Consider the following 22,492-nt stretch of genomic DNA (forward strand, 5'->3'; position numbering starts at 1 on the left):
GCAATCCCGGGGGGGGCACGGCAACAGGGCGCTGTCGGTCCGGCCGCCGCTCCGGTATCATGCCGGGATGAACGAAATTACTTACTCACCGTTCGTCATTGGTGTTGCCGGCGGCAGCGGCAGCGGCAAGTCGACGGTATCCCAGCAGGTGCTGGCCTCGTTCGGCGCCGAGACGGTGTCGGTCGTGATGCAGGACGATTACTACCGCGACCAGTCCGACGTCGCCCCCGACGTGCGCCGCAGGCAGAACTACGACCATCCGGACGCCTTCGACTGGCCGCTGCTCGTGCAGCATGTCCAGGCCTTGCGCAATGGCGAAGCGATCCAGATGCCGGTCTACGACTTCACGATCGACAACCGCTCCAGCGAGACCATCCTGGTCAAGCCGGCCCCCGTGATCGTGATCGAAGGCCTGTTCGCCCTGTATGACGAAGCGTTGCGCGACATGATGTCGCTGAAGATCTTCGTCGACACCGCTTCCGACGTGCGCTTCATCCGCCGCATGCAGCGCGACATCGCCGAACGGGGGCGCTCGGTCGACAGCATCGTCAACCAGTACCTGGAAACGGTGCGCCCCATGCACAAGCAGTTCATCGAGCCGACCAAGCGCAACGCCGACGTCATCCTGCCGCACGGCGCCAATGTGCCGGCGGTCGACGTCATCACCACCAAGGTGGCGAGCGTGATCGGGCAACTGAAGCAGACCTGATCTTTTCTGGCGGCCCCGAGCCGGCAGCGACTGGTCAGCGGGCGATCCCGTAACGCCGCAGCGCCGGCAGCCACGCCGCCTCGAACAGCCGGGCAAAGCCCCGGTTGGTCGGATGCATCTCGTTGGCCCAGTCGTCCGTGTAGCCACCGCCGTGCCGCAGGATGCCCCGGCTGTCGATGTGGATCACGTGTGCGTCCGGGTCGTGCAGCGGGGCGAACACGTCGTCGTTCAGGCGGTCGATCAGTGCCCGCGCGATGTCGCGCCGCAGCGCCATGTCGGCGGGCACGCGGCAGGCGTCCATCGCCGGCGCCAGCCATGGGCCGGAGCGGATCAGGCCGAAGCCGAAGCCGCGGCCGTCCGGCACCGGGTAGTCGTAGCCGTGGATGAAGATGGGGCGGGGCAGCACGGTGCCTTGCGTGCCGGTGCGGATGGCCGCCACCAGCAGGCCCATCGCGGCGGCCAGGTCGCCCAGCAGCGCGTCCATCGCCACGTCGTCGACGCAGTCGGCGGCGGTGCGGGCGCCGCTGCAATCGGCATGCAGCGCGAGGCGCACGTCCACGGCATCGTTGCCGGCGCCGCTGATGTAGAACTCACTGAACGTTTCCGCGTAGGGTGGCTGCAGGAAGTGCGCGACCGTGTCGGCGAAGCGGCCGTCGCCCACGTAGTTGCGCAGCCGGGCACCGTTGTAGCCGACCAGCTGCACGTTGCTGTGGTCGGCGGAAAGGTCGGGGTGGCGCACGAGCGTGCCCAGCATGCTGTTGTTCAGGTACCAGAACCAGGAGTCGCCGATGGCGAGGGCGGCCGGGAAGCCGATTTCAGGGTCCCAGTGTTCTTCCGGCTTGTAGATATGCTGCATGGCGATCTCCCCGTGACGGCAGGACGCGCAGAGGTCCCATCCTTGGGGAATCGTACACCGGGCGCCTGATGCGAGCCGTTCAGGCTGCCGGGCCCGTCACCTCGACCTTGCCAAAGAAGCCATATTGCAGGCTGGCCGCAATGCGCTTTGCGACGACCGGCAGTTCGTCCGCCACGGGCGCTTCGAACAGGCGCCGCGCGGTCGCGTCGAACAGGTCCAGCCAGCGCTGGAAGTGCGCGGGCGTCACGCCTTCCAGTGTCATGTGCTTGCCGTAGACATTGCCCTGAAATCCCTTGATACCCAGCATCACGTCGCTCCAGAACGCCACCATGCGGTCGAGGTGGGCATCCCAGTCGTCGCCGATGCGGGGGCCGAACACGGCGGCCAGCAGCGGGTCGCGCCGCACGTCGGCATAGAATTCGTGGACCAGGCGGGTGAGGGATGCGGGATCGGCGGCGGCGTACATGGCGGTCGTGGAATCGGTGGCGAAATCGGTGGAAACCCGCATTGTAGTCCCGCCGCAAGCACGTACAATGGCGGATTGCCCAGCCTGCCGCCATGTCCCTTTCCGCCTCTACCCCCCGCCCCCACATCTTCACGCTCGCGTGGCCCCTGCTCGTCGAACTCGTGCTTGCCGTGGCCATCGGCATCGCCGGCACATGGCTGGCGTCGCATTTGTCCGACACGGCCGGCGCCGCGTTCGCGATCGCGCATAACATTTCCGTGACCCTGTTCCTGCTGTTCCGCATCGTCGGTTCCGGGGTCGGCGTCGTCATCACGCAGGGCCTGGGAGCAGGGCAGCGCGAGCGTGCCGACCGGGTGGCGCTGGCCTCCGTCGGCGCCAGCACGTGGATCGGCGCGGTCACGGCACTGGTGGCGCTGTTCGGCGCCGGCCTGTTGCTGAAGCTGCTGCAGACGCCGGCCGACGTGTTCCCGCTGGCCGTGCCGTTCCTGATGGCGCTGGCGCCGGCGCTGCTGTTCGATGCGTGGAACGCGTCGATGGCGGCGGTGATGCGCGCCCACCTGCGCACGCGCGACACCCTGCTGGTGCTGGTGGCGATGCACGCCTCGCACCTGCTGCTGGCGGTGCCGCTGATGCACGGCTGGGGGCCGGTGCCGGCCCTCGGCCTGCCCGGCTTCGCGCTGGCGCTCACCCTCAGCCGCGCGCTCGGCCTCGTGCTGCACCTGGTGCTGTGGCGCCGCCACCTGGGCATCGTCACGCACGGGCCGGACTGGTGGCGGCTGCCGCGCGCGGAACTGGCCGAGGTGCTGCACATCGGTATTCCCGCTGCGGCCGAGAACATCGCCTGGCGGCTGTCGTTCATGGTCGCGATGGCGGCAGCCGGCACGCTGGGCGCCGCGGCGCTGGCCACGCACGCCTACGTGCAGCAGATCGGCAGCATGGTGATCGTGTTCAGCCTGGCCACGGCGTTCGCCGTGGAAATCATGGTCGGCCACATGGTGGGCGCCGGTGAACTCGGCGAGGCGCACCGGCTCGTGCGCAGCGCGCTGGGGCGGGGGCTCGTGATCAGCGGCGTGGTGTCGGCCGCCGTCGCGCTGGCCGGCCCCTGGCTGCTGGGCGCGTTCACGAACGACCCGGCCATCATCGCCGAAGGCAGCAAGCTGCTGTGGATCGGCGTGCTGGTGGAACTGGGCCGCACGTTCAACCTGGTGGTCATCAACGCGCTGCGCGCCACCGGCGACGTGCGCTTTCCGGTGGTCGCCGGCGCCGCGTCGATGGCGCTGGTGCTGGCCGGCGGCAGCTGGGCGCTGGGCATCCACTTCGGCTTCGGCCTGGCCGGCCTGTACATCGCCTTCGCCGCGGACGAGTGGATCCGCGGCCTGATCATGTGGCGGCGCTGGGCCGTGCAGGCCTGGGTGCCGCACGCCCGGGCGGCCCGTCGCAAACTGCGGCCGATCGAAGCGGCCCGGGGCGGCCGGGTCAGAAGTTGACCCGCAGCTTGGCCGCGTAGCGCGGCCCCGACGAGAACCACGCCCGGCCCTTCATGCCGATGTGCTGCTGCATCACCTGCCGGAAGATCGAATCGGTCAGGTTCGTGCCTTCCACCCCGAAGGTCACGTGCTCGTTGATTTTATAGAACAGCGAGGCGTCGACCTGGCCATACTGGTCGGTCCACACGGGCAGGCTCCAGTTCAGATTGCGCTGGCCATAGGTGGGGCTGGCCGGGTTGGTGTCGAGCGCTTCGCCGCCGCGCGTGCCGCTGGTCGTCAGCAGGCTTTTCGAGCGCCACGACCATGCCACCCGTGCCGACCACGGCCCCTTGTCGTACATGAACGCCAGGTTGGCGGCGCGTTTCGACAGGCCTTCCAGCGGCAGGTTGCCGAACGTGCGGCCATCCGTGTCGCAGCCGTTCAGGGCCATGTTCAGGTTCGCCTGCGTGCCGCCGCCCGAGCAGTATTGCTGGAACACGGGGTTGTACAGGTCCTTCTCGCTGTCGACATACGTGAAGTTGGCCTGCACGCCGAAGCCGGACAGCCAGCCGGGCAACATATCAAAATATTGTTGATACGCCAGCTCGACGCCGCGCGCCCGGCCCTTGGCGCCATTGACCGGCGAGTCCACGATGAATTCCTGCGGCTGGCCCGCGCTGTCAGCCACCGTGAACGTCGACAGCTGCTTGATGATGATGTCTTTCAGATCCTTGTTGAACAGGGCCACCGTGAACGAGCCCACCTGCGACCAGTAGTACTCGGCCGTCAGGTCCAGCTGCTTCGACGAGACGGGCTTCAGGTAGGGATTGCCGGATGCCGTGCCGGTCAGGTTGTTGCTCGACACGATGAGCCGCTGGTTGGCCGCGTCGGGCGTGGCCGTGATGGACTGCGACAGGCTCGTGTAGCCCTGCAACTGTGAAAAGTCCGGCCGCGATATGCCTTTCGAGAATGCCAGGCGCAGTTGCAGCTGGTCGCTGACCTTCATGCGCAGGTTCAGGCTGGGCAGCACGTTGCCGTAGCTGCGCTCGTAGTTGCGCGCTTCGGCATACGCGGGAATGCGCGGCACGGCCGGGCCCACGACCGTGTAGCCTTCCGGCACCAGGTTGGCCGGCGGCGTGAACGTCACGTAGCCGGCCGCGTTCATGTTGGTGCGCACGTAGCGCACGCCGATATTGCCGTCGACCGGGTAGCGCAGGTCGTCCCACCCGAAGCGCAGCTGCGTGTAGAGGGCCTTGGTCTTTTCTTCCTGGCGGTTGACGCCGGCCGGGTCGGTGCCCCAGGCGGCCGGCTTCCACGGCGTGCAGGTGGAACCGAATTCCTTGCACAGCAGGTCGTGGTAGCTGTGCAGTTTCGCGTAGCTGCCGGGGTAGCCGGTGGTCAGCGCCACGTCCGGGAACAGCATCGACGGCGGCGCGGGCGCATCGCCGTTGAAATAGTTCGGGAAGGTGCGCACCGAGGCGCCGCCGGCGAAGCGCGGGTCGCCCAGCGAAGCCAGCTGGCCGATCTGCGAGCCGAGCATCCACGGTTCGGACACGGCCGCCCAGTTGTAGCTGGGGTTCGAATTCGTGTTGAGCGAATCGCGGTCGCTCAGGCGCACGCCGAAGCGCACGTCGCGCAAGACGGGATGGTCGAACGCGTACTTCGCATCCGTGCGCCAGGCCGTCTGGTTGGCCACGCTGGCATCGCGGTGCTCCATCGTGAAGTCCCAGAAATAATTGTTCGGGTCCAGCAGGAAGGCGCGGTCGGCATCGTCGAACGTGATGCGCGGCACCTTGCCGGTGAGGTCGAGCCGCTCCTTCGGCACGAGGATGCCGGTGGCGATGAGCGAATCGAAGGCGGCCGTGCGGGCGCGGATGCGCTGCAGGTCCGTCGACACCGTCCATGCCGGGCTGGGGCGCCATTCGACATTCCATGCCAGGTCGGTGGTGGACGACTCGCGGTCGGCCGAGCGCGTGTCGTTGCCGAAGTTGATGCCGGTGGAGTGGGGCGTTTCCAGCGTGCCGGTCAGCATCACGCCATTGGCGTCGTACACGGTATCGGCGCTGGGGAAGACCCGGTACGGTTCGGCCGATGCGAACACGGCGTTCTCGTCCCAGTGGATCTTGTACTTCGACTTGAAGTAGGTGAGCGAACTTTTCAGCGTGTTGTCCAGCTTCCATTGCAGCGCGCCGTACAGGCCATCGCGTTCGCGGTCGTAGGTCATCGTGCGCCACTGGGCCGCCTTCGGCACCCACACCCGGCCGCCGGGGCGCACGTCGTCGCGCGGGAAATAGGCGTCGACCTGGAACGCATCCGTGCGCACCTTGCTGTTGGACGAGGCCACGTCGATCAGCGCGCCGACCTCGCCGAAGCCCGTCTTCCACCGTTGGGATACGAGGATCGAGCCGCTGGGGCGGTCGCGCTCCTTGCGCAGCTCGGAATACGTGGTATCGAGCGAGGCGCCGAACTTGAAGCCCTTGAAGTCGAACGGCATCGCCGTGCGCAGATTGACGAGCCCGCCCACCGCGCCTTCGATCTGCTCGGCCGACGGGCTTTTGTAGACATCGACGCCGGCCATCAGTTCGGGCGGCACATCCTCGAAGTTCAGAGCCCGCCCGCCGTTGGCGGAAAACGAGTCGCGCCCGTTCAGCTCGGAGCGCACGTAGTTCAGGCCGCGGATCGACACGCCCGATCCTTCCACGGAAAAGTGTTCGTCGTCGCCCTTGGCCAGCATGCGGTCGATGGTCACGCCCACCACCCGTTGCAGCACCTCCGTGACCGACTTGTCCGGCAGCTTGCCGATATCCTCGGCCACGATCGAATCGACGATCTCGTCGGCATCCTGCTTGATCTTTTGTGCCGAATTCAGTGCGGCGCGCTGGCCAGTCACCGTCACCACGGCCGGGATGGCGGCATCCTGGCCCGGCGCCATTTCCTGTGCCCAGGCGGCGCCGGACAGCATGGCGATGTGCGCCACGCCCATGGCGATCGCGGTCATCCTCAGCCGGCGCCCGGCCTGCCGTGTCGGTGGCAGACCCGGTTGCCGCCCCGATTTCTGCCCGGTTTCCAGCCCTGTGTGCTTCCCTGCTTGCTTCCCTTCGTGCATGGCGCGTCTCCGTGTGATTGTTGTTTTGTCGCGCGGCGCCTGGTGATTTGTACTCGATATATAAAGTTCCGCCGCAAGGTCATCATCATTTTGTTTGCAAACGTTTTCAATTAAGAGAACAACCAAGCAACATTATGAAATTCACGCGCGTGGTGCCGGGCGTGCCGCGGCCTGGCACGCGCACGCATGCCGCCCCCGGGCTGCTTGCGCCTACAATGTCACTATCACCACTTACGCATAGACGATGAACGCACCCTTGCACCTGTTCGCGCTGGCTGGCAGCGCACCGTTCGGCCAGCGCGTGGCTCGGCATCTGGGCATGCCGCTGACCGCCCACGAGGAGAAGGATTTCGAGGACGGCGAGTATGTCGTGCGCGCCCCGGCCGCGGTGCGCGGCGGGCATGCTTGCGTGATCCATTCGCTGGCCGGCGCGCCAGGGCAGGGCAGCGGCGAGCGGCTGTGCCGGCTGCTGTTCTTCATCGGCACCCTCCGCGACGCCGGCGCCGCCCGCATCACGGCCGTGCTGCCCTATGTGGCGTTCGCGCGGCAGGATACCCGGCAGCAGGCCGGCGATCCGCTCACGCTGCGCTACGTGGCCACGCTGCTCGAGGCGGCCGGGGTCGACACGGTGCTGGCGCTGGACGTGCACAACCTGTCGGCCTTCCAGAACGCGTTCCGCTGCCGCACCGAGCACCTGGACGGCAGCGCGCTGTTCGCGGCACACTTCGCCACGGTGGCGGGAACGGCCGAGGTGTGCGTGGTGGCGCCGGATGGCGGCGGCATCCGCCGCGCCGAAGGCTTGCGCAAGGCCCTCTCGCGTGAACTGGACCGCCCGGTGGGCCTGGCCTTCGTGGAAAAACACCGCAACGGCAACGAACTGACGGGCGACCACATGGCCGGCGACGTGGCCGGCACGCTGGCCATCGTGTTCGACGACATCATTGGCACCGGCAGCACGATGGCGCGCGCCGTGAAGGCCTGCCGCGACCGTGGTGCGGCGCGCGTGATGGCGGCGGCCACGCATGCCGTGTTCGCCGGCGACGCGGCCGGCATGCTGGCCCGCGCCGGCCTGGACGCGGGCGCCGTGGCCGACACGGTGGCCGATGGCGGCCGCGCCGGCGGCCTGTTCACCGTGCTGGACAGCGGCGTGCTGTTCGCCCGCGCGATCCGCGCATTGCACGACGACGTGCCGCTGGCCCGGCTGCTGGAATAGGCTCCGCGTGTACGGCCGAGCCCGTGTCCACCATGGGGTCAACCCCAAAATCGGACACGAGCCCTGCCGTATTTCAGTCGAGCTTGTGTCCGAAAACAGGGTTGACCCCAAGGTGGACACGGGCTGGGCGCTTGGCACGACTGCCGCCGACAGGAGGAGACGGGGCATGATAGGATCACAGCAAGAACAACAACCTGAACAACAACAGGAGTTCATCGTGTCCACCCGCCCCTTCGTAACCCCCGAACGATTCGACGATCCCGCCGCCGCGCTGGCGCGCGTGCAGGAAATCTACGATGGCAGCATCCGCCACCTGCGCGAGAACCTGCAGCGCTTCGTGGAAGGCGAAACGCCGAGCCACGTGCGCGCCTGCTACCCGTTCGTGCGCGTGCAGACGGAAACGTTCGCGCGCGCCGACACGCGGCTGTCCTTCGGCTTCGTCGAAGGCCCCGGCACCTATGAAACGACGCTGACGCGCCCCGACCTGTTCGCCCGCTACTACCACGAGCAGTTCCGCCTGCTGCTGAAGAACCACGGCCAGCAGCACGTGCAGCTGGAAGTGGGCCTGTCGTCGCAGCCGATCCCCATCCACTTCTCGTTTGCGGAACACGACCACATCGAAGGCAACATGAGCCCCGAACGCCGCGCGATGATGCGCGACGTGTTCGACCTGCCGAACCTGGCGGCGATGGACGACGGCATCGCCAACGGCACCTGCGACCCGGCGCCGGGCGAGGCGCTGCCGCTGTCGCTGTTCACGGGCCCGCGCGTCGACTATTCGCTGCAGCGGCTGCGCCACTACACGGGCACGTCGCCCGAGCATTTCCAGAAGTTCGTGCTGTTCACGAACTATCAGTTCTACATCGACGAATTCGTGCGCCTGGGCCACGCGATCATGAGCCGCGAACCGTCCAGCCCCGAGGACCAGTACGTGGCCTTCGTGGAGCCGGGCAACCTCGTCACGCGGCGCGCCGGCCAGGACGCGCAGCCGGGCGACACGTTCGGCGCGCCGCCGCTGCGCCTGCCGCAGATGCCGGGCTACCACCTGGTGCGGGCCGATGGCAGCGGCATCAGCATGGTCAATATCGGCGTGGGCCCCGCCAACGCCAAGACGATCACCGACCACGTGGCCGTGCTGCGCCCCCATGCCTGGCTGATGCTGGGCCATTGCGCCGGCCTGCGCAACACGCAGCAGCTGGGCGACTACGTGCTTGCCCACGGCTACGTGCGCGAAGACCACGTGCTGGACGAGGACCTGCCGCTGTGGGTGCCGATCCCCGCGCTGGCCGAGGTGCAGGTGGCGATCGAGGGCGCGGTGGCCGAGGTCACGCAGCTGACGGGTCACGACCTGAAACGCGTGCTGCGCACCGGTACCGTGGCCAGCACCGACAACCGCAACTGGGAACTGCTGCCGCAGCGCACGCCGGAACGGCGTTTCTCGCAAAGCCGCGCGGTGGCGCTGGACATGGAGAGCGCCACGATCGCCGCCAACGGCTTCCGCTTCCGCGTGCCGTATGGCACGCTGCTGTGCGTGTCCGACAAGCCGCTGCACGGCGAGATCAAGCTGCCGGGCATGGCCAACCAGTTCTACCGCGACCGGGTCGACCAGCACCTGCGCATCGGCATCCGCGCGCTCGAACTGCTGCGCGCGCTGGGCGTGGACCGGCTGCACAGCCGCAAGCTACGGAGCTTTGCCGAGGTGGCGTTCCAGTAGACGGGCAAATTAAACCCGGAGGCAGAAGCTGGGGTCAGGAAGGAGCGCTGGCCTGCAGGCCAGCACCGCTTTGCCGGCAAGGAGCGGTGCTCCTTGAAATCCCGGCAAAGCCCCGCCGGTCTGACCCCGGCCCTTTGCTTTGGGGTTCATGCATGCGTGTCTGAGTTACCGGGATTGGTCAAACACCGCCCGCCGGCAGGGCGGCGAACCAGTCCGCATACGGCGTGTTCTTCGCCATGTGCCGGTTGTAATCCGGCGCGCCATCGGTCCACCACACGGGGCCGCGCTCGCCGAGTCCGCGCTTGGCGTCGTCCACGTCGGCGCGGGCGCTGCGCTCGGCGTCCGCATCGCCCGCCTTCTTGGCCACGCCGACCTGCCGGCGCGCCCGCATCAGCCGCTCGACCAGTGCCTGCCGCACCTCGGGCGCCAGGTGCGGATTGCTCGTGCGCCAAAGGCGGCCGTCGACGACGAAGTAGCGGCCATCGGGCGTGACGGGATATTTTCCGGACGGGGGCATGCTGGCTGCCACGTTCAATCGTCGTCCGGGTCGCCGGTTTCCTGCCGCGCCAGCCGCAGCTGGGCCAGGATTTCTTCCACGGCATCGATCCGGTAGGGCTTGTAGAGGAAGCGCACGCCGGGCGGCACGTCGTCGCCCAGCGCCCGTCCGCTGACGATCACGACCGGCAGCGCGGGGTTGTCGGCCAGGCGCCGCGCCAGTTCCAGGCCGCTCATGCCGGGCAGTTCCACGTCGGTGAACACGGCGCCGATGCCGCCCGCCGCCAGCGATTCGAGTGCCGCCTCGGCGCTGCCGACCCCTGTCGCCTGCCAGCCCAGCGCCATGATCATTTCGCACGTCAGGTCGCGCAGGTCGTCGTTGTCCTCGACCACGAGCACGCGCTGCGGGGCCGTCGGCACCGTGTCGGCCGGTGCGGAAGGATCCGCCGCTCGTTCGTCCAGAACGCTGCGGACCTTGCGCGCCAGTTCGTCGCGGCGGTAGGGTTTCGACAGCAGGTGCGTGCCCGGCTCGAGCTGGCCGCCATGCTGCGCCGCATCCTGCGTGTAGCCGGATGTGAACAGCACGGCGATGCCCGGGCGCAGGTGCCGCGCCACGCGGGCCAGTTCCGCCACCGGCAAGGTACCGGGCATGACGACGTCGGTAAACAACAGGTCCACGGGCGCACCACCATGCAGCATGCGGATCGCTTCATCGGCATCGCCCGCTTCGAGCACCGTGTAGCGCAGGCTGCGCAGCATCGCCGCCACCGTGTCGCGCACGGCGGCGTCGTCGTCCACGAGCAGCACCGTTTCCGTGCCGCCGGTGGCGGGCGACGCCTGCTCCGGCGCCTGCGTGGTTTCCGGCGCGCCGGAGCGGGGGAAATACAGCCGCATCGTGGTGCCCACGCCCACTTCGCTGTACACACGGATGTGGCCGCCGGTCTGGCGCACGAAGCCATAGGCCATCGACAGGCCAAGGCCCGTGCCCACGCCTTCGGGCTTCGTCGTGAAGAAGGGCTCGAACACGCGCTCCTGCACCTCGGGCGGCATGCCGCTGCCATTGTCGGAGACGGCCAGCAGCACGTAGTCGCCCGCCACCGCGTCCGGTACGACGGCGGCGTCGTGCTCGTCGAGCACCGTGTTCGACAGCTCGATCGTCAGCCGCCCCTGGCCGGCCATCGCGTCGCGCGCATTGATGGCCAGGTTCAGTACCACGTTCTCCAGCTGGTTCGGGTCGGCCAGCGTGTTCCACAGCCCCGCCTCGACGCGCGTGGCCAGTTCGACGCCTTCGCCGAGCGCACGGCGCAGCAGGTCGTCTATATTGCGCAGCAGGCGCGCCAGGTTGATCACCACCGGTTCGAGCGGCTGGCGCCGCGCGAACGCCAGCAACTGGCGCGACAGGTTGGCGCCCCGCTCGACGGCCGCCAGCGCGCCCTCGAGCCGGCGTGGCGCATCCGGCGCGCGCGGCGCCATCGCCACCGCCTGCACATTGCCGTAGATGACCTGCAACACGTTGTTGAAGTCGTGGGCCACGCCGCCCGTCAGCTTGCCGACGGCTTCCAGCTTCTGCGCCCGGTTCAGCGCCTTCTGCGCCTGCTGCAAGTCGTGCTGGCGTTCGGCATCGCGCGCCGCCGCCGCCTTCTTCGCCGACAGGTCGCGCAGGAAGCCATGCAACGCCGGCTCGCCCTCGCTCTCGGCGCGCGAACAGGAAAGCTCGACGGGCACCGCCAGGCCCTCGCGGGTGGCCGCCACCAGTTCGAGCCGCAGGCCGCGGCCGTTATCGAACACGGCGGTGTCGAAAGCCAGCAGGCGGTCCAGCTCCGGCTGTTCGCCCGGGAACAGGTCGCGCAGCGGCCGGCCCAGCGCTTCCTGCACGCTCCAGCCGAAGATGCGCTCGGCCTGGGCGTTCCAGTACGTGATGCGACCGGTCGCGTCCACGGCCACGAACGCATCGTTGGCATGTTCGAGGATGCTGATCAGCCGCGCGCGCTCCTGCCGCAGCGTGCCATACGAGCGCTGCAGGTCATCCGTCATGCTGCGGGCCAGCTGGCGTGCGCGCCTGCGCCCCTGGGCCAGCAGCCACACGAGCGAAGCCGACAGCATGCTGACGATGATGCCGGACACGCCCGCCCACGCCGCCTGCCGCGACGCCATGCGTTGCTCGAAGGCCGGGTTGCTGCGCACGCGCAGGATCCACGGCCGGCCGGCGATGTCCAGCTGGCGCCGCATGTCCAGGCGCGCATCGCCATCGGCATACGCGCAGCCGTACATGCAGTTGTCGGGCGTGGGTGCAGCGTCGTACACGGCCACGTGCAGGTCGGCTTCGCGCTCGCCGTTCAGGCCTTTCATGAAGTCGTGCATGCGGAATGCGCCGTAGACCCAGCCATGCAAGGCGTTCCGGCGCGCCGCCACGTCGGCGGAAGCACCGTCCCCGGCAGGCGGCAAAGCGGACGCATACAGCGGCAGGTACATCAGGAAGCCTGGCTGGCCGGCCCCGCTGCCTTCCTGCACCAGCCGCACCTGGCCCGTCAGCGCGGGATTGCCGGTGTCGCGCGCGCGAACCATGGCGGCACGGCGCACCGGCTCGGCGAGCATGTCGTAGCCGAGGGCGCGGCGGTTCATCACGTCCAGCGGCTCGATCATGACGACCTTGCTGCCCGGGCCTTGCTGCCGGTCCAGCAGGGCGATGCCGACGCCCTGGATGCCCGGGTAATGCAGGCGCAGCTGCAATGTGGCGGCATAGGTGCGGAACGCGGCCGCATCGGGCAGCGGCGGCGTGGCCAGCGCATAGGCCTGGGCACCGCGCAGCACCTGTTCGTAGGTGGCCATGCGGCGGCTCACACGCTGTTGCAGTTCACGGACCCGGTAGTCGAATTCGGCGCGCAGTTGCGCATCGTGGCCGGCACGCAGGCCATTCCACACCCATCCGCTGGCGACGAGCCCCGCGCACAGCGTGCCCAACGCCAGCGCGAGCGGCAGGATGCGTCCGGTCTGGTCGGGCTGGAGAGATGAAGATGCGGCATTCTGCATCGCGTCATCGTACTCCCGCGGGCGGCTCGTCAGCGCGCGTTAATGTAAGAAAATGCTTCCGTAAAATATTGTGTATGAGAACCGGGTTTTTGGGACCGCCAACGGGGCGTCGCCATCGGCTGGCCGCACCGCATCAAGGCTCGAGGATGCCGCGGCGGATCGCGATCGTCACGGCGTGGGTGCGGTCGCGCGCGCCCAGCTTGCCCAGCACGGTGCTCATGTGGGCTTTCACGGTTTCCTCGGCAATGCCGAGCGCCTGCGCCACGCGCTTGTTGGAATTGCCGTCGGCCACCAGGCCCAGCACTTCGGTTTCACGGGCCGACAGGGCGTCGGCATCGATATGGGTCGCCAGTTCGATGGCGATTTCGGGCGGGATGTGGCGCTGGCCGGCGTGGACGCGGCCGATCGCGTCGGCCAGTTCGGTGCGCAACATGCTTTTCAGCAGATAGCCCATGGCCCCGGCCTTCAGCGCGCGCAGCACCTGCACGTCGCCCTTGTAGGTGGTCAGCACGATGATGCGCGCCTGCGGCGCGATCTCGCGGATGGCCACGATCGCATCGAGTCCGTTCATGACCGGCATCTGCAAGTCCATCAGCACCACGTCGGGCCGGTGGCGCACGAACAGTTCCAGCGCCTCGCGGCCGTCGCCCGCTTCGGCCACCAGTTCGAAGCGCCCCGTGATCGACAGCACGGCAGCGATCCCTTCGCGCAGCAAGGGTGATCGTCCACCACCATCACGCGCACCGGCGCGTCCTTTGTATCCCGCATGCTGTCGCTTCCGATCACGCTGCCGTCCCGATTTTGTTTGTTACTGAAAGATAGCCATCTTACACGCTGGGCACCCGCTGGCAGCCTCCCCGATCGGGGGATCGCCGCGCCCGCATATCGGGGCAGCGAATGCCAGCCCGTTATGGGATAGGCCGAAACAGGCCGGCCACGTACCCTTGGCCCATGGAAAGCCCTCAAGCAAATGGCGCCGGCGCCCTGGCCTTCGGCCGCCACCTTTTCGATCCCGAACGCGGCGAATTGCGCACTGCCGGCGGCCCGCCCGTGCCGCTCGGGCAGCGCGCCGCGCGCCTGCTGCACGCGCTGATCGAAGCGGGCGGGCGGGTGCTGAGCCGCGACGACCTGCTGCGGCGCGCGTGGCCGGGCCAGGAGATCGACGACGGCAACCTGCGCGTGCAGATCGCCGCGCTGCGTCGCGCGCTGGCGGAAGACCGCGCGCTGATCGGCACGGTGGCCGGCCGTGGCTACCTGTTCGCGGGCAGGGCGGAACGGCGCGCCGCCCCCCGCTCGCGGCTGCCCCGGCCGCCCTCGGTGTGCCAGGGCCGCGCCGCGCTCGTGGAAGCGGTGCTGGCGCGCGTGACGGCGCACCGTTTCGTCACGCTGGCCGGCGCGGCCGGCATCGGCAAGACGACGGTGGCGCTGGCGGCCGCGCACCGGCATGGCGGCAACGTGGCCTGGGCGGAACTCGATGGTGCCGCCTCGGAAGAAGGCATGCTGGCCGCCGTGGCCGCGGCGCTCGGCGTGGAGCTCGGGCGAGGGCAGGGCGGCAACACGCCTGGCGCATTGGCGGCACGCATGCCGTGCGCGCCGGTGCTGCTCGTGCTGGACAATTGCGAGCACCTGGCGGACGCCTGCAGCCGGCTTGTGGAAGCACTGCTGGCAGCGTGCCCCCACCTGGGCGTGCTGGCCACGAGCCGCCAGCCGCTGCTGGCGCAGGGCGAAATGGTGGTGCGCGTGCCGGCGCTGGACTTGCCCGCGCCGGCAGAGACGGACCCGGCCCGGCTGGCGGCCAGCAGCGCCGTGGCGCTGTTCGTGGCGCGCGTGACGGCGTCCGACGCGGCGTTCGCGCCCGATGCCGCCGGCCTGGCGCTGGCCGCGGCCATCTGCCGCCGGCTCGATGGCTTGCCGCTTGCGATCGGACTGGCCGCCGCGCAGGTGCCGGCGCTGGGGTTGCAACGGGTGGCGGCGGGACTGGACGACATGCTGCGCCTGCTCCAGGGACCGTCCACCGCCGTCACGCCGCGGCACCGCACGTTGCGCGCGGCGCTGGACTGGAGCTGCGTGCTGCTGCCGCCCTGCGCCCGGCGCGCGCTGTGCCGTCTGGCCGTGCTGCCGGGCTGGTTTACGCTCGACGAAGCGGCCGCGTTGCTGGAAGAGGGCGGCAGGCCGAATCCACCCAGCTACGAAGCCATCGACACCCTGGCCATCCTGGCGGCGCATTCGCTGCTGGTGATCGAACACGGCCAGCAGGCGCGCTTTCGTCTCCTCGCTACAACACGGGCTTATGCATTGTCACTCGACAACAAGTGAGCCGTCCCTGTCGAAACCTGTCATTCGGCACTCAAATGATCAGTTTTGTGATTGAATTGCTCATATCCTGAGCATCCGATACCAAAAATGATATTGAAAATTGGTAAAATTTGATTGGATCGTTTCCGGCACCCCGCCTAAGATCGGTCCACGGCCCGCAATGTATCCGCGCCGCCGGTAGTGCCGCGGCAGTACACCCGAAATACGCCCGGTAGTACATCTGGTGTTACAAATTTATAACAAGCAAAGAAACGTCGGAGACCCATGAAGCACATCTCCCCAGGCATGGCCGTGCCCGGTTTCACTTCTTCCAACCCGAACGTTTCCCCCTGCATCGTCGACGGTTTCCGGACCAGGCACACCCCGTGGCCCGCGCAGCCACGCTATTGAAGAAGAGGAAGACATGGAGACTCAAAAACTCACCACACTGGAAAAGGTAGGCTTCGGCGCCGGAGACATGGCGCTGAACGTCGTGATCTCGTCGATGATGCTGATCATTACCTTCTTCTACACCGATATCTATGGCCTGCGCGTCGAAGACCTGGCGATGCTGCTGCTGGTCGTGAAGGTGATCGGCGCGATCTCCGACCTGGCGATGGGGCAGATCACGGACCGCTACACCAACAAGTGGGGCCGCTACCGCCCGTGGTTCCTGTTCCTCGCGGCGCCGTACGGGATCTCGGTGTTCTTTGTCTTCATGACGCCCGATTTCCAGTACGACGCCAAGCTGCTGTGGGCCTATTCCACTTATATCCTGATGACGCTGATGACGTCCGGCGTGGGTGTGTCGTACATCTCGCTGCCCAGCGCATTGACGGCCGATCCGCAGGAGCGCCTGTCCGCCAACGGCTACCGCCTGTTCTTCGCCAAGATCGGCGCATTCATGGTGACGATCATCGTGCCGATCCTGGCCGAGCGCTGGGGCCACGGCAACCCGGCCGCCGGCTACCAGGCCGCGATGGCCGTGATGGCGGCGATGGGCGTGGCGCTGTTCCTGTTCTGCTTCTTCACCACGACCGAGCGCGTGCGCCACGTGGTGGAGCGCCAGTCGCTGTGGGCGCAACTGAAGGTGCTGCTGAAGAATGACCAGTGGCTGCTGCTGTGCGGCGCCTGCGTGACCGGCACGATCGGCTACGTGATCCGCGGCTCCGTGGCCATCTACTATGCCAAGTACTACCTGGGCGGCGACGCGGCCGTGGTGTCGGCCTTCCTGTCCACCGGCGTGGCGGCGGCGATCATCTCGATGGTGGCGTCCACCTGGATCACCAAGTCCTACTGCAAGGTCAAGCTGTTCCGCAATTCGCAGGTACTGGTAGCGCTGATCAGCGTGGCGATCTATGTGTTCGTCAAGCCGGGCGACCTGGTGCTGGCCTTCGTGCTGTATTTCCTGCTGTCGTTCATCGTCGACCTGCATGCGCCGGTGTTCTGGTCGGCCATCGCCGAAACGATCGACTATGGCCACGTCAAGACGGGCAAGCGCGTGTCGGGCTTTGCGTTCGGCGGCATCTCCGTGTGCCAGAAGGCGGGCATGGGTATCGCCGGCGCCATCGTGGGCGGCCTGTTCACGTACTTCCACTATGTGCCGAACGCCACGCAGTCGGCCCACGCGCTGAACGGCATCGCGCTGATGCTGACCGTGATTCCCGGCTTCTTCCACCTGCTGATGGGCATCTTCATGTTCAAGTACCGCATCAGCGATTCCTACTATGTCGAGCTGAAGGCCGACATGAACAAGCTTGGCTACGCGGCCAGCTGACCAACGATTCAAGGTAACGATATGACTACGAACCAAGAGCAAGGCGCCGTCGAAAAACTCGCCCCCCTGATCCTGCAGCGTGCCGACCCGCACATCTACCGCCACAGCGACGGCTATTACTACTTCACCGCCTCGGTGCCGCAGTACGACCGCATCGAGATCCGCCGGGCCACCACGATCGCCGGCCTGGCCGGCGCCACGCCGAAGGATGTGTGGGTGAAGCCCGACAGCGGCGCGTACAGCGAGCTGCTTTGGGCCCCGGAGCTGCACTTCAACGAAGGCGCGTGGTACGTGTACTTCGCCGCCGCGCCGAGCCGCGAGATCAAGGACGACCTGTTCCAGCACCGCATGTACTGCGTGCGCAACCAGAACGCCAACCCGCTCGAGGGCGAGTGGGAATTCATGGGCCAGATCGACACCGGCATCGACTCGTTCTGCCTGGACGCCACCACGTTCACGCACAAGGGCCAGCTGTACTACCTGTGGGCGCAGAAGGACAAGGAAATCCGCGGCAACTCGAACCTGTACATCGCGCCGATGAGCAACCCGTGGACGATCGCGGGCAAGCCGGTCATGCTGAGCAAGCCGGAATACGACTGGGAAATCGAGCGCTTCTGGGTCAACGAAGGCCCGTCGGTGGTCAAGCGCAATGGCCGCATCTTCATCACGTATTCGGCCAGCGGCACGGGCATCGAATACGCGATGGGCCTCTTGTGGGCCGATGAGGACGCCGACCTGCTCGACCCGGCATCGTGGACGAAGTCGAAGGACCCCGTGCTGCAGAGCTGCCTGGAACATGGCATCTATGGCCCCGGCCACAATTCGTTCACCGTCTCCGAGGATGGCGAGGGCGTGATGCTGGTGTACCACGCGCGCACCTACACGGAAATCATCGGCGACCCGCTGTGGAATCCGGACCGCCATACCTTCGTGAAGCCGCTGCGCTGGGACGACGAGGGCATGCCGGTATTCGGCCGCCCGTCGATCGCCTGATCTTCCCATCCGCCGGCGGATGCCCCGCACGGGCATGCGCCAGCGAACCGATCGCGAACCCGGCGTATATCGACAGGCGGAGGCACCACCATGTGGCAGGCTCAATTTCTGGAAAGAGAGAATGAAGTGGGAGACATCCTGCAGCCGCTGATCGAGCAGCGCGCCGATCCGCATATCTACCGGCACACGGACGGCTATTACTACTTCACCGCCTCGGTGCCGCAGTATGACCGCATCGAACTGCGCCGCGCGAAAACGATCGAAGGGCTGGCCTCGGCGCAGACGCGCACCGTGTGGCGCAAGAGTCCCGGCGGCCCCTGCGCGGACCTGGTCTGGGCGCCGGAAATCCATCGCAACGGCGGTGACTGGTATGTGTACTTTGCGGCGGCCCCGTCGCGCGATTGCCGGAACAGGCTGTTCCAGCACCGCATGTACGCGATCCGCAATACCAACGCCAATCCGCTGGTGGGCGACTGGGAATTCCTCGGGCAGGTGGACACGGGCGTCGACACGTTCTGCCTCGATGCGACGACCTTCACCCACGAGGGCCAGCTGTACTACCTGTGGGCGCAGAAGCAGGACGATATCGAGGGCAATTCGAACCTGTACATCGCGCCCATGAAGACGCCATGGCAACTCGGCGGCGCGCCGGTCATGCTGAGCAAGCCGGAGTACGACTGGGAATGCCAGGGCTTTCGCGTCAACGGCGGCCCGTCGGTGCTGAAGAAGAATGGCAGGATCTTCGTCACCTATTCGGCCAGCGCCACCAACCATCATTACGCGATGGGCCTGCTGTGGGCCGACGAGCATGCGAACCTGCTGGACCCGGCGTCGTGGTCCAAGTCCGCGGAGCCGGTGCTGCAGACGTGCTTCGAGCACAAGATCTATGGTCCCGGCCACAACAGTTTTACCGTGGCCGAGGATGGATCAACCGTGCTCCTGGTGTACCATGCGCGGACTTATACTGAAATCGAAGGCGATCCGCTGTGGAATCCGGATCGCCATACCTTCGTCAAACCCTTGCGTTGGCGCGATGATGGCATGCCGGACTTTGGCCGGCCCTCGGTTGCATGAGCAATTGACTGAGTAAACAAGCGAGTGAACACTGAGCGATCGGCTGAGTGATCGCCGCGGTGAAAGCCCTGTCGCGCCGGCGCCTTTAGGAACAACTACGGATGGAATTGAGCATCGAGCAGGAACCGTTCGGCATCGCGCCGGATGGCCAGGCGCTGAGCCTTTATACACTGCGCAACCGCAGCGGGATGGTCGTCAAGATCACGAACTACGGCGGCATCCTCACCGAGCTGCACGTGCCCGACAAGGCCGGCAACCTGGCTGACGTCACGTTCGGCTTCGACGAGATCGCGCCTTACTTTACCGATGCGGTGCCGTACTTCGGCGCGCTGATCGGGCGCTACGGCAACCGGATCGCCGGTGGGCGCTTCGAGCTCGATGGCCAGCCGGTGCAGCTCGAAGTCAACAACGGCTCGAACCACCTGCACGGCGGTTCGCTCGGCTTCCACAAGCAGGTATGGCACGCCGTGCCGCTGGTGACGGACCTGACGATCGGCCTGAAGCTCACGCTCACGAGCCCGGACGGCGACCATGGCTACCCGGGCAAGCTGGACGTGACGGTCACGTATGAACTGAACGACGCCAACGAATTGCTCGTGAAGTACAGCGCAACGACCGACAAGGCCACGCCCGTCAACCTCACGCACCACGCCTACTTCAACCTGGCGGGCCGCGGCTCGATCCTCGGCCATGAACTGGCGATCCACGCCGACCGCTACACGCCGATCGACGCGAACTCGATCCCGCTGGGGCCGCTGGCCTCCGTGGAAGGCACGCCATTCGACTTCCGCACGGCGCGGCCGATCGGCGCGCAGATCGATGCCGCCGACGAACAGCTGAAGAACGGGCTTGGCTACGACCACAACTTCGTGCTGAACAAGCCCGAAGCCAAGACGCTGAGCCTGGCCGCCACCTTGCGCGACCCGGCATCCGGCCGCGTCCTGGAGCTGTACACGCAGGAACCGGGCGTGCAGTTCTACAGCGGCAACTTCCTGGACGGTTCGCTGTCCGGCAAGGGCTGGCAATTCGGCCACCGCGAAGCCCTGTGCCTCGAACCGCAGCACTATCCGGATTCGCCGAACAATCCCGATTACCCCAGCACCATCCTGCGCCCGGGCGAAACGTACGCGACGCGGTCGCTGTACCGGTTCACGGTCCAGGCTTAACCGCCAGCAAAACTGGGGACGTACCCCTGTTTCCAGGAAATTTCCTAGAAACAGGGGTCCGTCCCCAGTTTTTCAGTTCAGTCCTAAACAAGTTGCTTCAAAAATAGGGACGGACCCCATTTTTCGGGAAATATTTCTTGGAAAATGGGGTCCGTCCCCATTTTTTTTGGCAATTTTTCCCGCTGCGATATGTTTTTTCATATCGCTGACCATTTTTTATTCATTGGAATAACATCATTCCATTCTTTAACATTCGTAAATCAAAGCTCGACGGGGGATTGCCAGTTCGCCGGGCGCAGAACAACTCTGGAGAAGCGAATGTCTGAGACGAAAAAGAATGTAAAGCTGCGGTCCGCCGAATGGTTCGGCACCGAGGACAAGAACGGCTTCATGTACCGCAGCTGGATGAAGAACCAGGGCATTCCCGACCATGAGTTCCAGGGCAAGCCCATCATCGGTATCTGCAATACCTGGTCGGAGCTGACGCCTTGCAACGCCCACTTCCGCAAGATCGCAGAGCACGTCAAGAAGGGCATCATCGAAGCCGGCGGCTGGCCGGTCGAGTTCCCCGTGTTCTCGTCGGGCGAATCGAACCTGCGCCCGACCGCCATGCTGACCCGTAACCTGGCATCGATGGATGTCGAGGAATCGATCCGTGGCAATCCGATGGATGCCGTCGTGCTGCTGGTCGGCTGCGACAAGACCACCCCCGCGCTGCTGATGGGCGCCGCCTCGTGCGACATCCCGGCGATCGTCGTCACCGGCGGCCCGATGCTGAACGGAAAACTGAACGGCAAGAGCATCGGCTCCGGCACCGCCGTCTGGCAGCTGCACGAACAAGTCAAGGCCGGCGAAATCTCGATGCATGATTTCCTGGCCGCCGAAGCGGGCCACTCGCGCTCGGCCGGCACCTGCAACACGATGGGCACCGCCTCCACGATGGCCTGCATGGCCGAGGCCCTGGGCACGTCGCTGCCGCACAACGCCGCGATCCCTGCCGTCGACGCGCGCCGCTACGTGCTGGCGCACATGTCCGGCATGCGCATCGTCGACATGGTGTGGGAAGACCTGCGCCTGTCGAAGATCCTGACCAAGGAAGCATTCGAGAACGCGATCCGCGTGAACGCCGCGATCGGCGGTTCCACGAATGCCGTGATCCACCTGAAAGCGATCGCCGGCAGGATCGGTGTAGATCTCCAGCTGGAAGACTGGACGAAAATCGGCCGCGGCACGCCGACCGTCGTCGACCTGCTGCCGTCGGGCCGCTTCCTGATGGAAGAGTTCTACTACGCCGGCGGCCTGCCGGGCGTGCTGCGCCGCCTGGGCGAGAACGGCCTGTTGCCGAACCCGGAAGCGCTGACCGCCAACGGCAAGACGATCTGGGAAAACAACAAGGATGCGCCGATCTACGACGACGAAGTCATCCGCCCATTGGACAACCCGCTGATCAAGGATGGCGGCATCTGCATCCTGCGCGGCAACCTGGCGCCGCGCGGCGCCGTGCTCAAGCCGTCCGCCGCATCGCCGCACCTGATGCAGCACCGCGGCCGCGCCATCGTGTTCGAGGACTTCGACCACTACAAGACGCGCATCCTCGATCCGGACCTGGACGTCGATGAAAACTGCGTGCTGGTGATGAAGAACTGCGGCCCGAAAGGCTACCCGGGCATGGCCGAAGTGGGCAATATGGGCCTGCCGCCGAAGATCCTGGCCAAGGGCATCAAGGACATGGTGCGCATCTCCGACGCCCGCATGAGCGGCACCGCCTACGGTACCGTCGTGCTGCACGTGGCGCCGGAAGCGATGGCCGGCGGCCCGCTGGGCATCGTCAAGGATGGCGACATCGTGTCGCTGGACTGCGCCGGTGGCCGCCTCGACCTGGAGATCTCGGACGAAGAGATGGCCGCCCGCCTGGCCGCCCGTGCCGAAGTGAAGAACGACCTGCCGAAGACCGGCTACGCCGGCCTCTACATCGACCACGTGCTGCAGGCCGACGAAGGCTGCGACTTCGACTTCCTGGTCGGCACCCGCGGTTCGAAGGTACCGAAGCACTCGCATTGATGTCACGCCGGGCCGCACCCGGCCCAGGCCAACAACGCTTTCATCGCCGGCGCCGCTGCCCACTCCCCCTC

General features: G+C 66.7%; 17 protein-coding genes. 11 read left to right on the top strand and 6 right to left on the bottom strand.

What is annotated here, in order from left to right:
• Positions 1-67: 67 nt before the first annotated feature.
• Positions 68-709, top strand: a complete 642-nt coding sequence (udk, locus tag EWM63_RS23110) for a uridine kinase (RefSeq protein WP_130188633.1) — start codon at positions 68-70, stop codon at positions 707-709.
• A 34-nt stretch (positions 710-743) separates the two neighbouring features.
• On the opposite strand, the gene EWM63_RS23115 is transcribed toward udk, so the two are convergent.
• Positions 744-1,565: a hypothetical protein gene (locus EWM63_RS23115; RefSeq protein ID WP_130188634.1), complete on the bottom strand. Its 822-nt coding sequence runs from the start codon at positions 1,563-1,565 to the stop codon at positions 744-746.
• Between the two features lie 79 nt (positions 1,566-1,644).
• Entirely contained in the window at positions 1,645-2,073 is a 429-nt protein-coding gene (locus tag EWM63_RS23120; protein ID WP_229487459.1) for a group III truncated hemoglobin, read from the bottom strand.
• A gap of 50 nt (positions 2,074-2,123) precedes the next feature.
• Here EWM63_RS23120 and EWM63_RS23125 point away from each other — a divergent pair, with 50 nt between their 5' ends.
• Positions 2,124-3,518: an MATE family efflux transporter gene (locus EWM63_RS23125; protein ID WP_130188635.1), complete on the top strand. Its 1,395-nt coding sequence runs from the start codon at positions 2,124-2,126 to the stop codon at positions 3,516-3,518.
• Here EWM63_RS23125 and EWM63_RS23130 read toward each other — a convergent pair.
• Positions 3,508-6,603, bottom strand: coding sequence for a TonB-dependent receptor (locus EWM63_RS23130; RefSeq protein WP_229487460.1), 3,096 nt, complete (start codon positions 6,601-6,603; stop codon positions 3,508-3,510). The two genes, EWM63_RS23125 and EWM63_RS23130, sit on opposite strands and share 11 nt — an antisense overlap.
• Positions 6,604-6,847: 244 nt before the next feature.
• On the opposite strand from EWM63_RS23130, the gene EWM63_RS23135 reads away from it, so the two are divergent.
• Complete coding sequence (locus tag EWM63_RS23135; protein ID WP_130188636.1) at positions 6,848-7,816, top strand: ribose-phosphate diphosphokinase; 969 nt, start codon at positions 6,848-6,850, stop codon at positions 7,814-7,816.
• Between the two features lie 166 nt (positions 7,817-7,982).
• Positions 7,983-9,530, top strand: a complete 1,548-nt coding sequence (locus EWM63_RS23140) for an AMP nucleosidase (protein ID WP_130188637.1) — start codon at positions 7,983-7,985, stop codon at positions 9,528-9,530.
• Positions 9,531-9,708: 178 nt separating this feature from the next.
• Here EWM63_RS23140 and EWM63_RS23145 read toward each other — a convergent pair whose 3' ends face one another.
• The 3 genes from EWM63_RS23145 to EWM63_RS23155 all read right to left on the bottom strand — a co-directional run bounded on the left by EWM63_RS23145 (position 9,709) and on the right by EWM63_RS23155 (position 13,770).
• On the bottom strand, positions 9,709-10,047 hold the full coding sequence (locus tag EWM63_RS23145) for a hypothetical protein (RefSeq protein WP_130188638.1): 339 nt from the start codon (positions 10,045-10,047) through the stop codon (positions 9,709-9,711).
• Positions 10,048-10,061: 14 nt separating this feature from the next.
• Positions 10,062-13,055, bottom strand: coding sequence for a CHASE domain-containing protein (locus EWM63_RS23150; RefSeq protein ID WP_130188639.1), 2,994 nt, complete (start codon positions 13,053-13,055; stop codon positions 10,062-10,064).
• 133 nt (positions 13,056-13,188) lie between these two features.
• Complete coding sequence (locus tag EWM63_RS23155) at positions 13,189-13,770, bottom strand: response regulator (protein ID WP_307720795.1); 582 nt, start codon at positions 13,768-13,770, stop codon at positions 13,189-13,191.
• A 236-nt stretch (positions 13,771-14,006) separates the two neighbouring features.
• On the opposite strand from EWM63_RS23155, the gene EWM63_RS23160 reads away from it, so the two are divergent.
• From EWM63_RS23160 to EWM63_RS23185, 7 genes are all read left to right on the top strand, one after another.
• Positions 14,007-15,371, top strand: a complete 1,365-nt coding sequence (locus EWM63_RS23160) for an ATP-binding protein (protein WP_165390898.1) — start codon at positions 14,007-14,009, stop codon at positions 15,369-15,371.
• 264 nt (positions 15,372-15,635) lie between these two features.
• Positions 15,636-15,761: a hypothetical protein gene (locus EWM63_RS32860; protein WP_259772489.1), complete on the top strand. Its 126-nt coding sequence runs from the start codon at positions 15,636-15,638 to the stop codon at positions 15,759-15,761.
• 13 nt (positions 15,762-15,774) lie between these two features.
• Positions 15,775-17,127, top strand: coding sequence for an MFS transporter (locus tag EWM63_RS23165; protein WP_130188641.1), 1,353 nt, complete (start codon positions 15,775-15,777; stop codon positions 17,125-17,127).
• A 21-nt stretch (positions 17,128-17,148) separates the two neighbouring features.
• Entirely contained in the window at positions 17,149-18,120 is a 972-nt protein-coding gene (locus EWM63_RS23170; RefSeq protein WP_130188642.1) for a glycoside hydrolase family 43 protein, read from the top strand.
• A gap of 126 nt (positions 18,121-18,246) precedes the next feature.
• Entirely contained in the window at positions 18,247-19,194 is a 948-nt protein-coding gene (locus EWM63_RS23175; RefSeq protein WP_259772490.1) for a glycoside hydrolase family 43 protein, read from the top strand.
• 101 nt (positions 19,195-19,295) lie between these two features.
• Positions 19,296-20,360 carry an aldose epimerase family protein gene (locus EWM63_RS23180; RefSeq protein ID WP_130188644.1) on the top strand — a complete coding sequence of 355 codons (1,065 nt, stop codon included), beginning with the start codon at positions 19,296-19,298 and terminating at the stop codon, positions 20,358-20,360.
• A 318-nt stretch (positions 20,361-20,678) separates the two neighbouring features.
• Positions 20,679-22,421, top strand: coding sequence for an IlvD/Edd family dehydratase (locus EWM63_RS23185; RefSeq protein ID WP_130188645.1), 1,743 nt, complete (start codon positions 20,679-20,681; stop codon positions 22,419-22,421).
• Positions 22,422-22,492 lie beyond the last annotated feature (71 nt).

Origin of the sequence: Pseudoduganella lutea (assembly GCF_004209755.1) — a bacterium.
GTDB lineage: Bacteria > Pseudomonadota > Gammaproteobacteria > Burkholderiales > Burkholderiaceae_D > Rugamonas > Rugamonas lutea.

What these genes read in the sequence shown, in the direction of transcription:
- EWM63_RS23125 (WP_130188635.1), top strand. Translation starts at nt 2,124, where the DNA reads ATGTCCCTTTCCGCCTCTACCCCCCGCCCCCACATCTTCACGCTCGCG.
- EWM63_RS23130 (WP_229487460.1), bottom strand. Translation starts at nt 6,603, where the DNA reads ATGCACGAAGGGAAGCAAGCAGGGAAGCACACAGGGCTGGAAACCGGG.
- EWM63_RS23170 (WP_130188642.1), top strand. Translation starts at nt 17,149, where the DNA reads ATGACTACGAACCAAGAGCAAGGCGCCGTCGAAAAACTCGCCCCCCTG.
- EWM63_RS23160 (WP_165390898.1), top strand. Translation starts at nt 14,007, where the DNA reads ATGGAAAGCCCTCAAGCAAATGGCGCCGGCGCCCTGGCCTTCGGCCGC.
- EWM63_RS23145 (WP_130188638.1), bottom strand. Translation starts at nt 10,047, where the DNA reads ATGCCCCCGTCCGGAAAATATCCCGTCACGCCCGATGGCCGCTACTTC.
- EWM63_RS23180 (WP_130188644.1), top strand. Translation starts at nt 19,296, where the DNA reads ATGGAATTGAGCATCGAGCAGGAACCGTTCGGCATCGCGCCGGATGGC.
- EWM63_RS23115 (WP_130188634.1), bottom strand. Translation starts at nt 1,565, where the DNA reads ATGCAGCATATCTACAAGCCGGAAGAACACTGGGACCCTGAAATCGGC.
- EWM63_RS23135 (WP_130188636.1), top strand. Translation starts at nt 6,848, where the DNA reads ATGAACGCACCCTTGCACCTGTTCGCGCTGGCTGGCAGCGCACCGTTC.
- EWM63_RS23120 (WP_229487459.1), bottom strand. Translation starts at nt 2,073, where the DNA reads ATGCGGGTTTCCACCGATTTCGCCACCGATTCCACGACCGCCATGTAC.
- EWM63_RS23165 (WP_130188641.1), top strand. Translation starts at nt 15,775, where the DNA reads ATGGAGACTCAAAAACTCACCACACTGGAAAAGGTAGGCTTCGGCGCC.
- EWM63_RS32860 (WP_259772489.1), top strand. Translation starts at nt 15,636, where the DNA reads ATGAAGCACATCTCCCCAGGCATGGCCGTGCCCGGTTTCACTTCTTCC.
- EWM63_RS23140 (WP_130188637.1), top strand. Translation starts at nt 7,983, where the DNA reads ATGATAGGATCACAGCAAGAACAACAACCTGAACAACAACAGGAGTTC.
- EWM63_RS23185 (WP_130188645.1), top strand. Translation starts at nt 20,679, where the DNA reads ATGTCTGAGACGAAAAAGAATGTAAAGCTGCGGTCCGCCGAATGGTTC.
- EWM63_RS23150 (WP_130188639.1), bottom strand. Translation starts at nt 13,055, where the DNA reads ATGCAGAATGCCGCATCTTCATCTCTCCAGCCCGACCAGACCGGACGC.
- udk (WP_130188633.1), top strand. Translation starts at nt 68, where the DNA reads ATGAACGAAATTACTTACTCACCGTTCGTCATTGGTGTTGCCGGCGGC.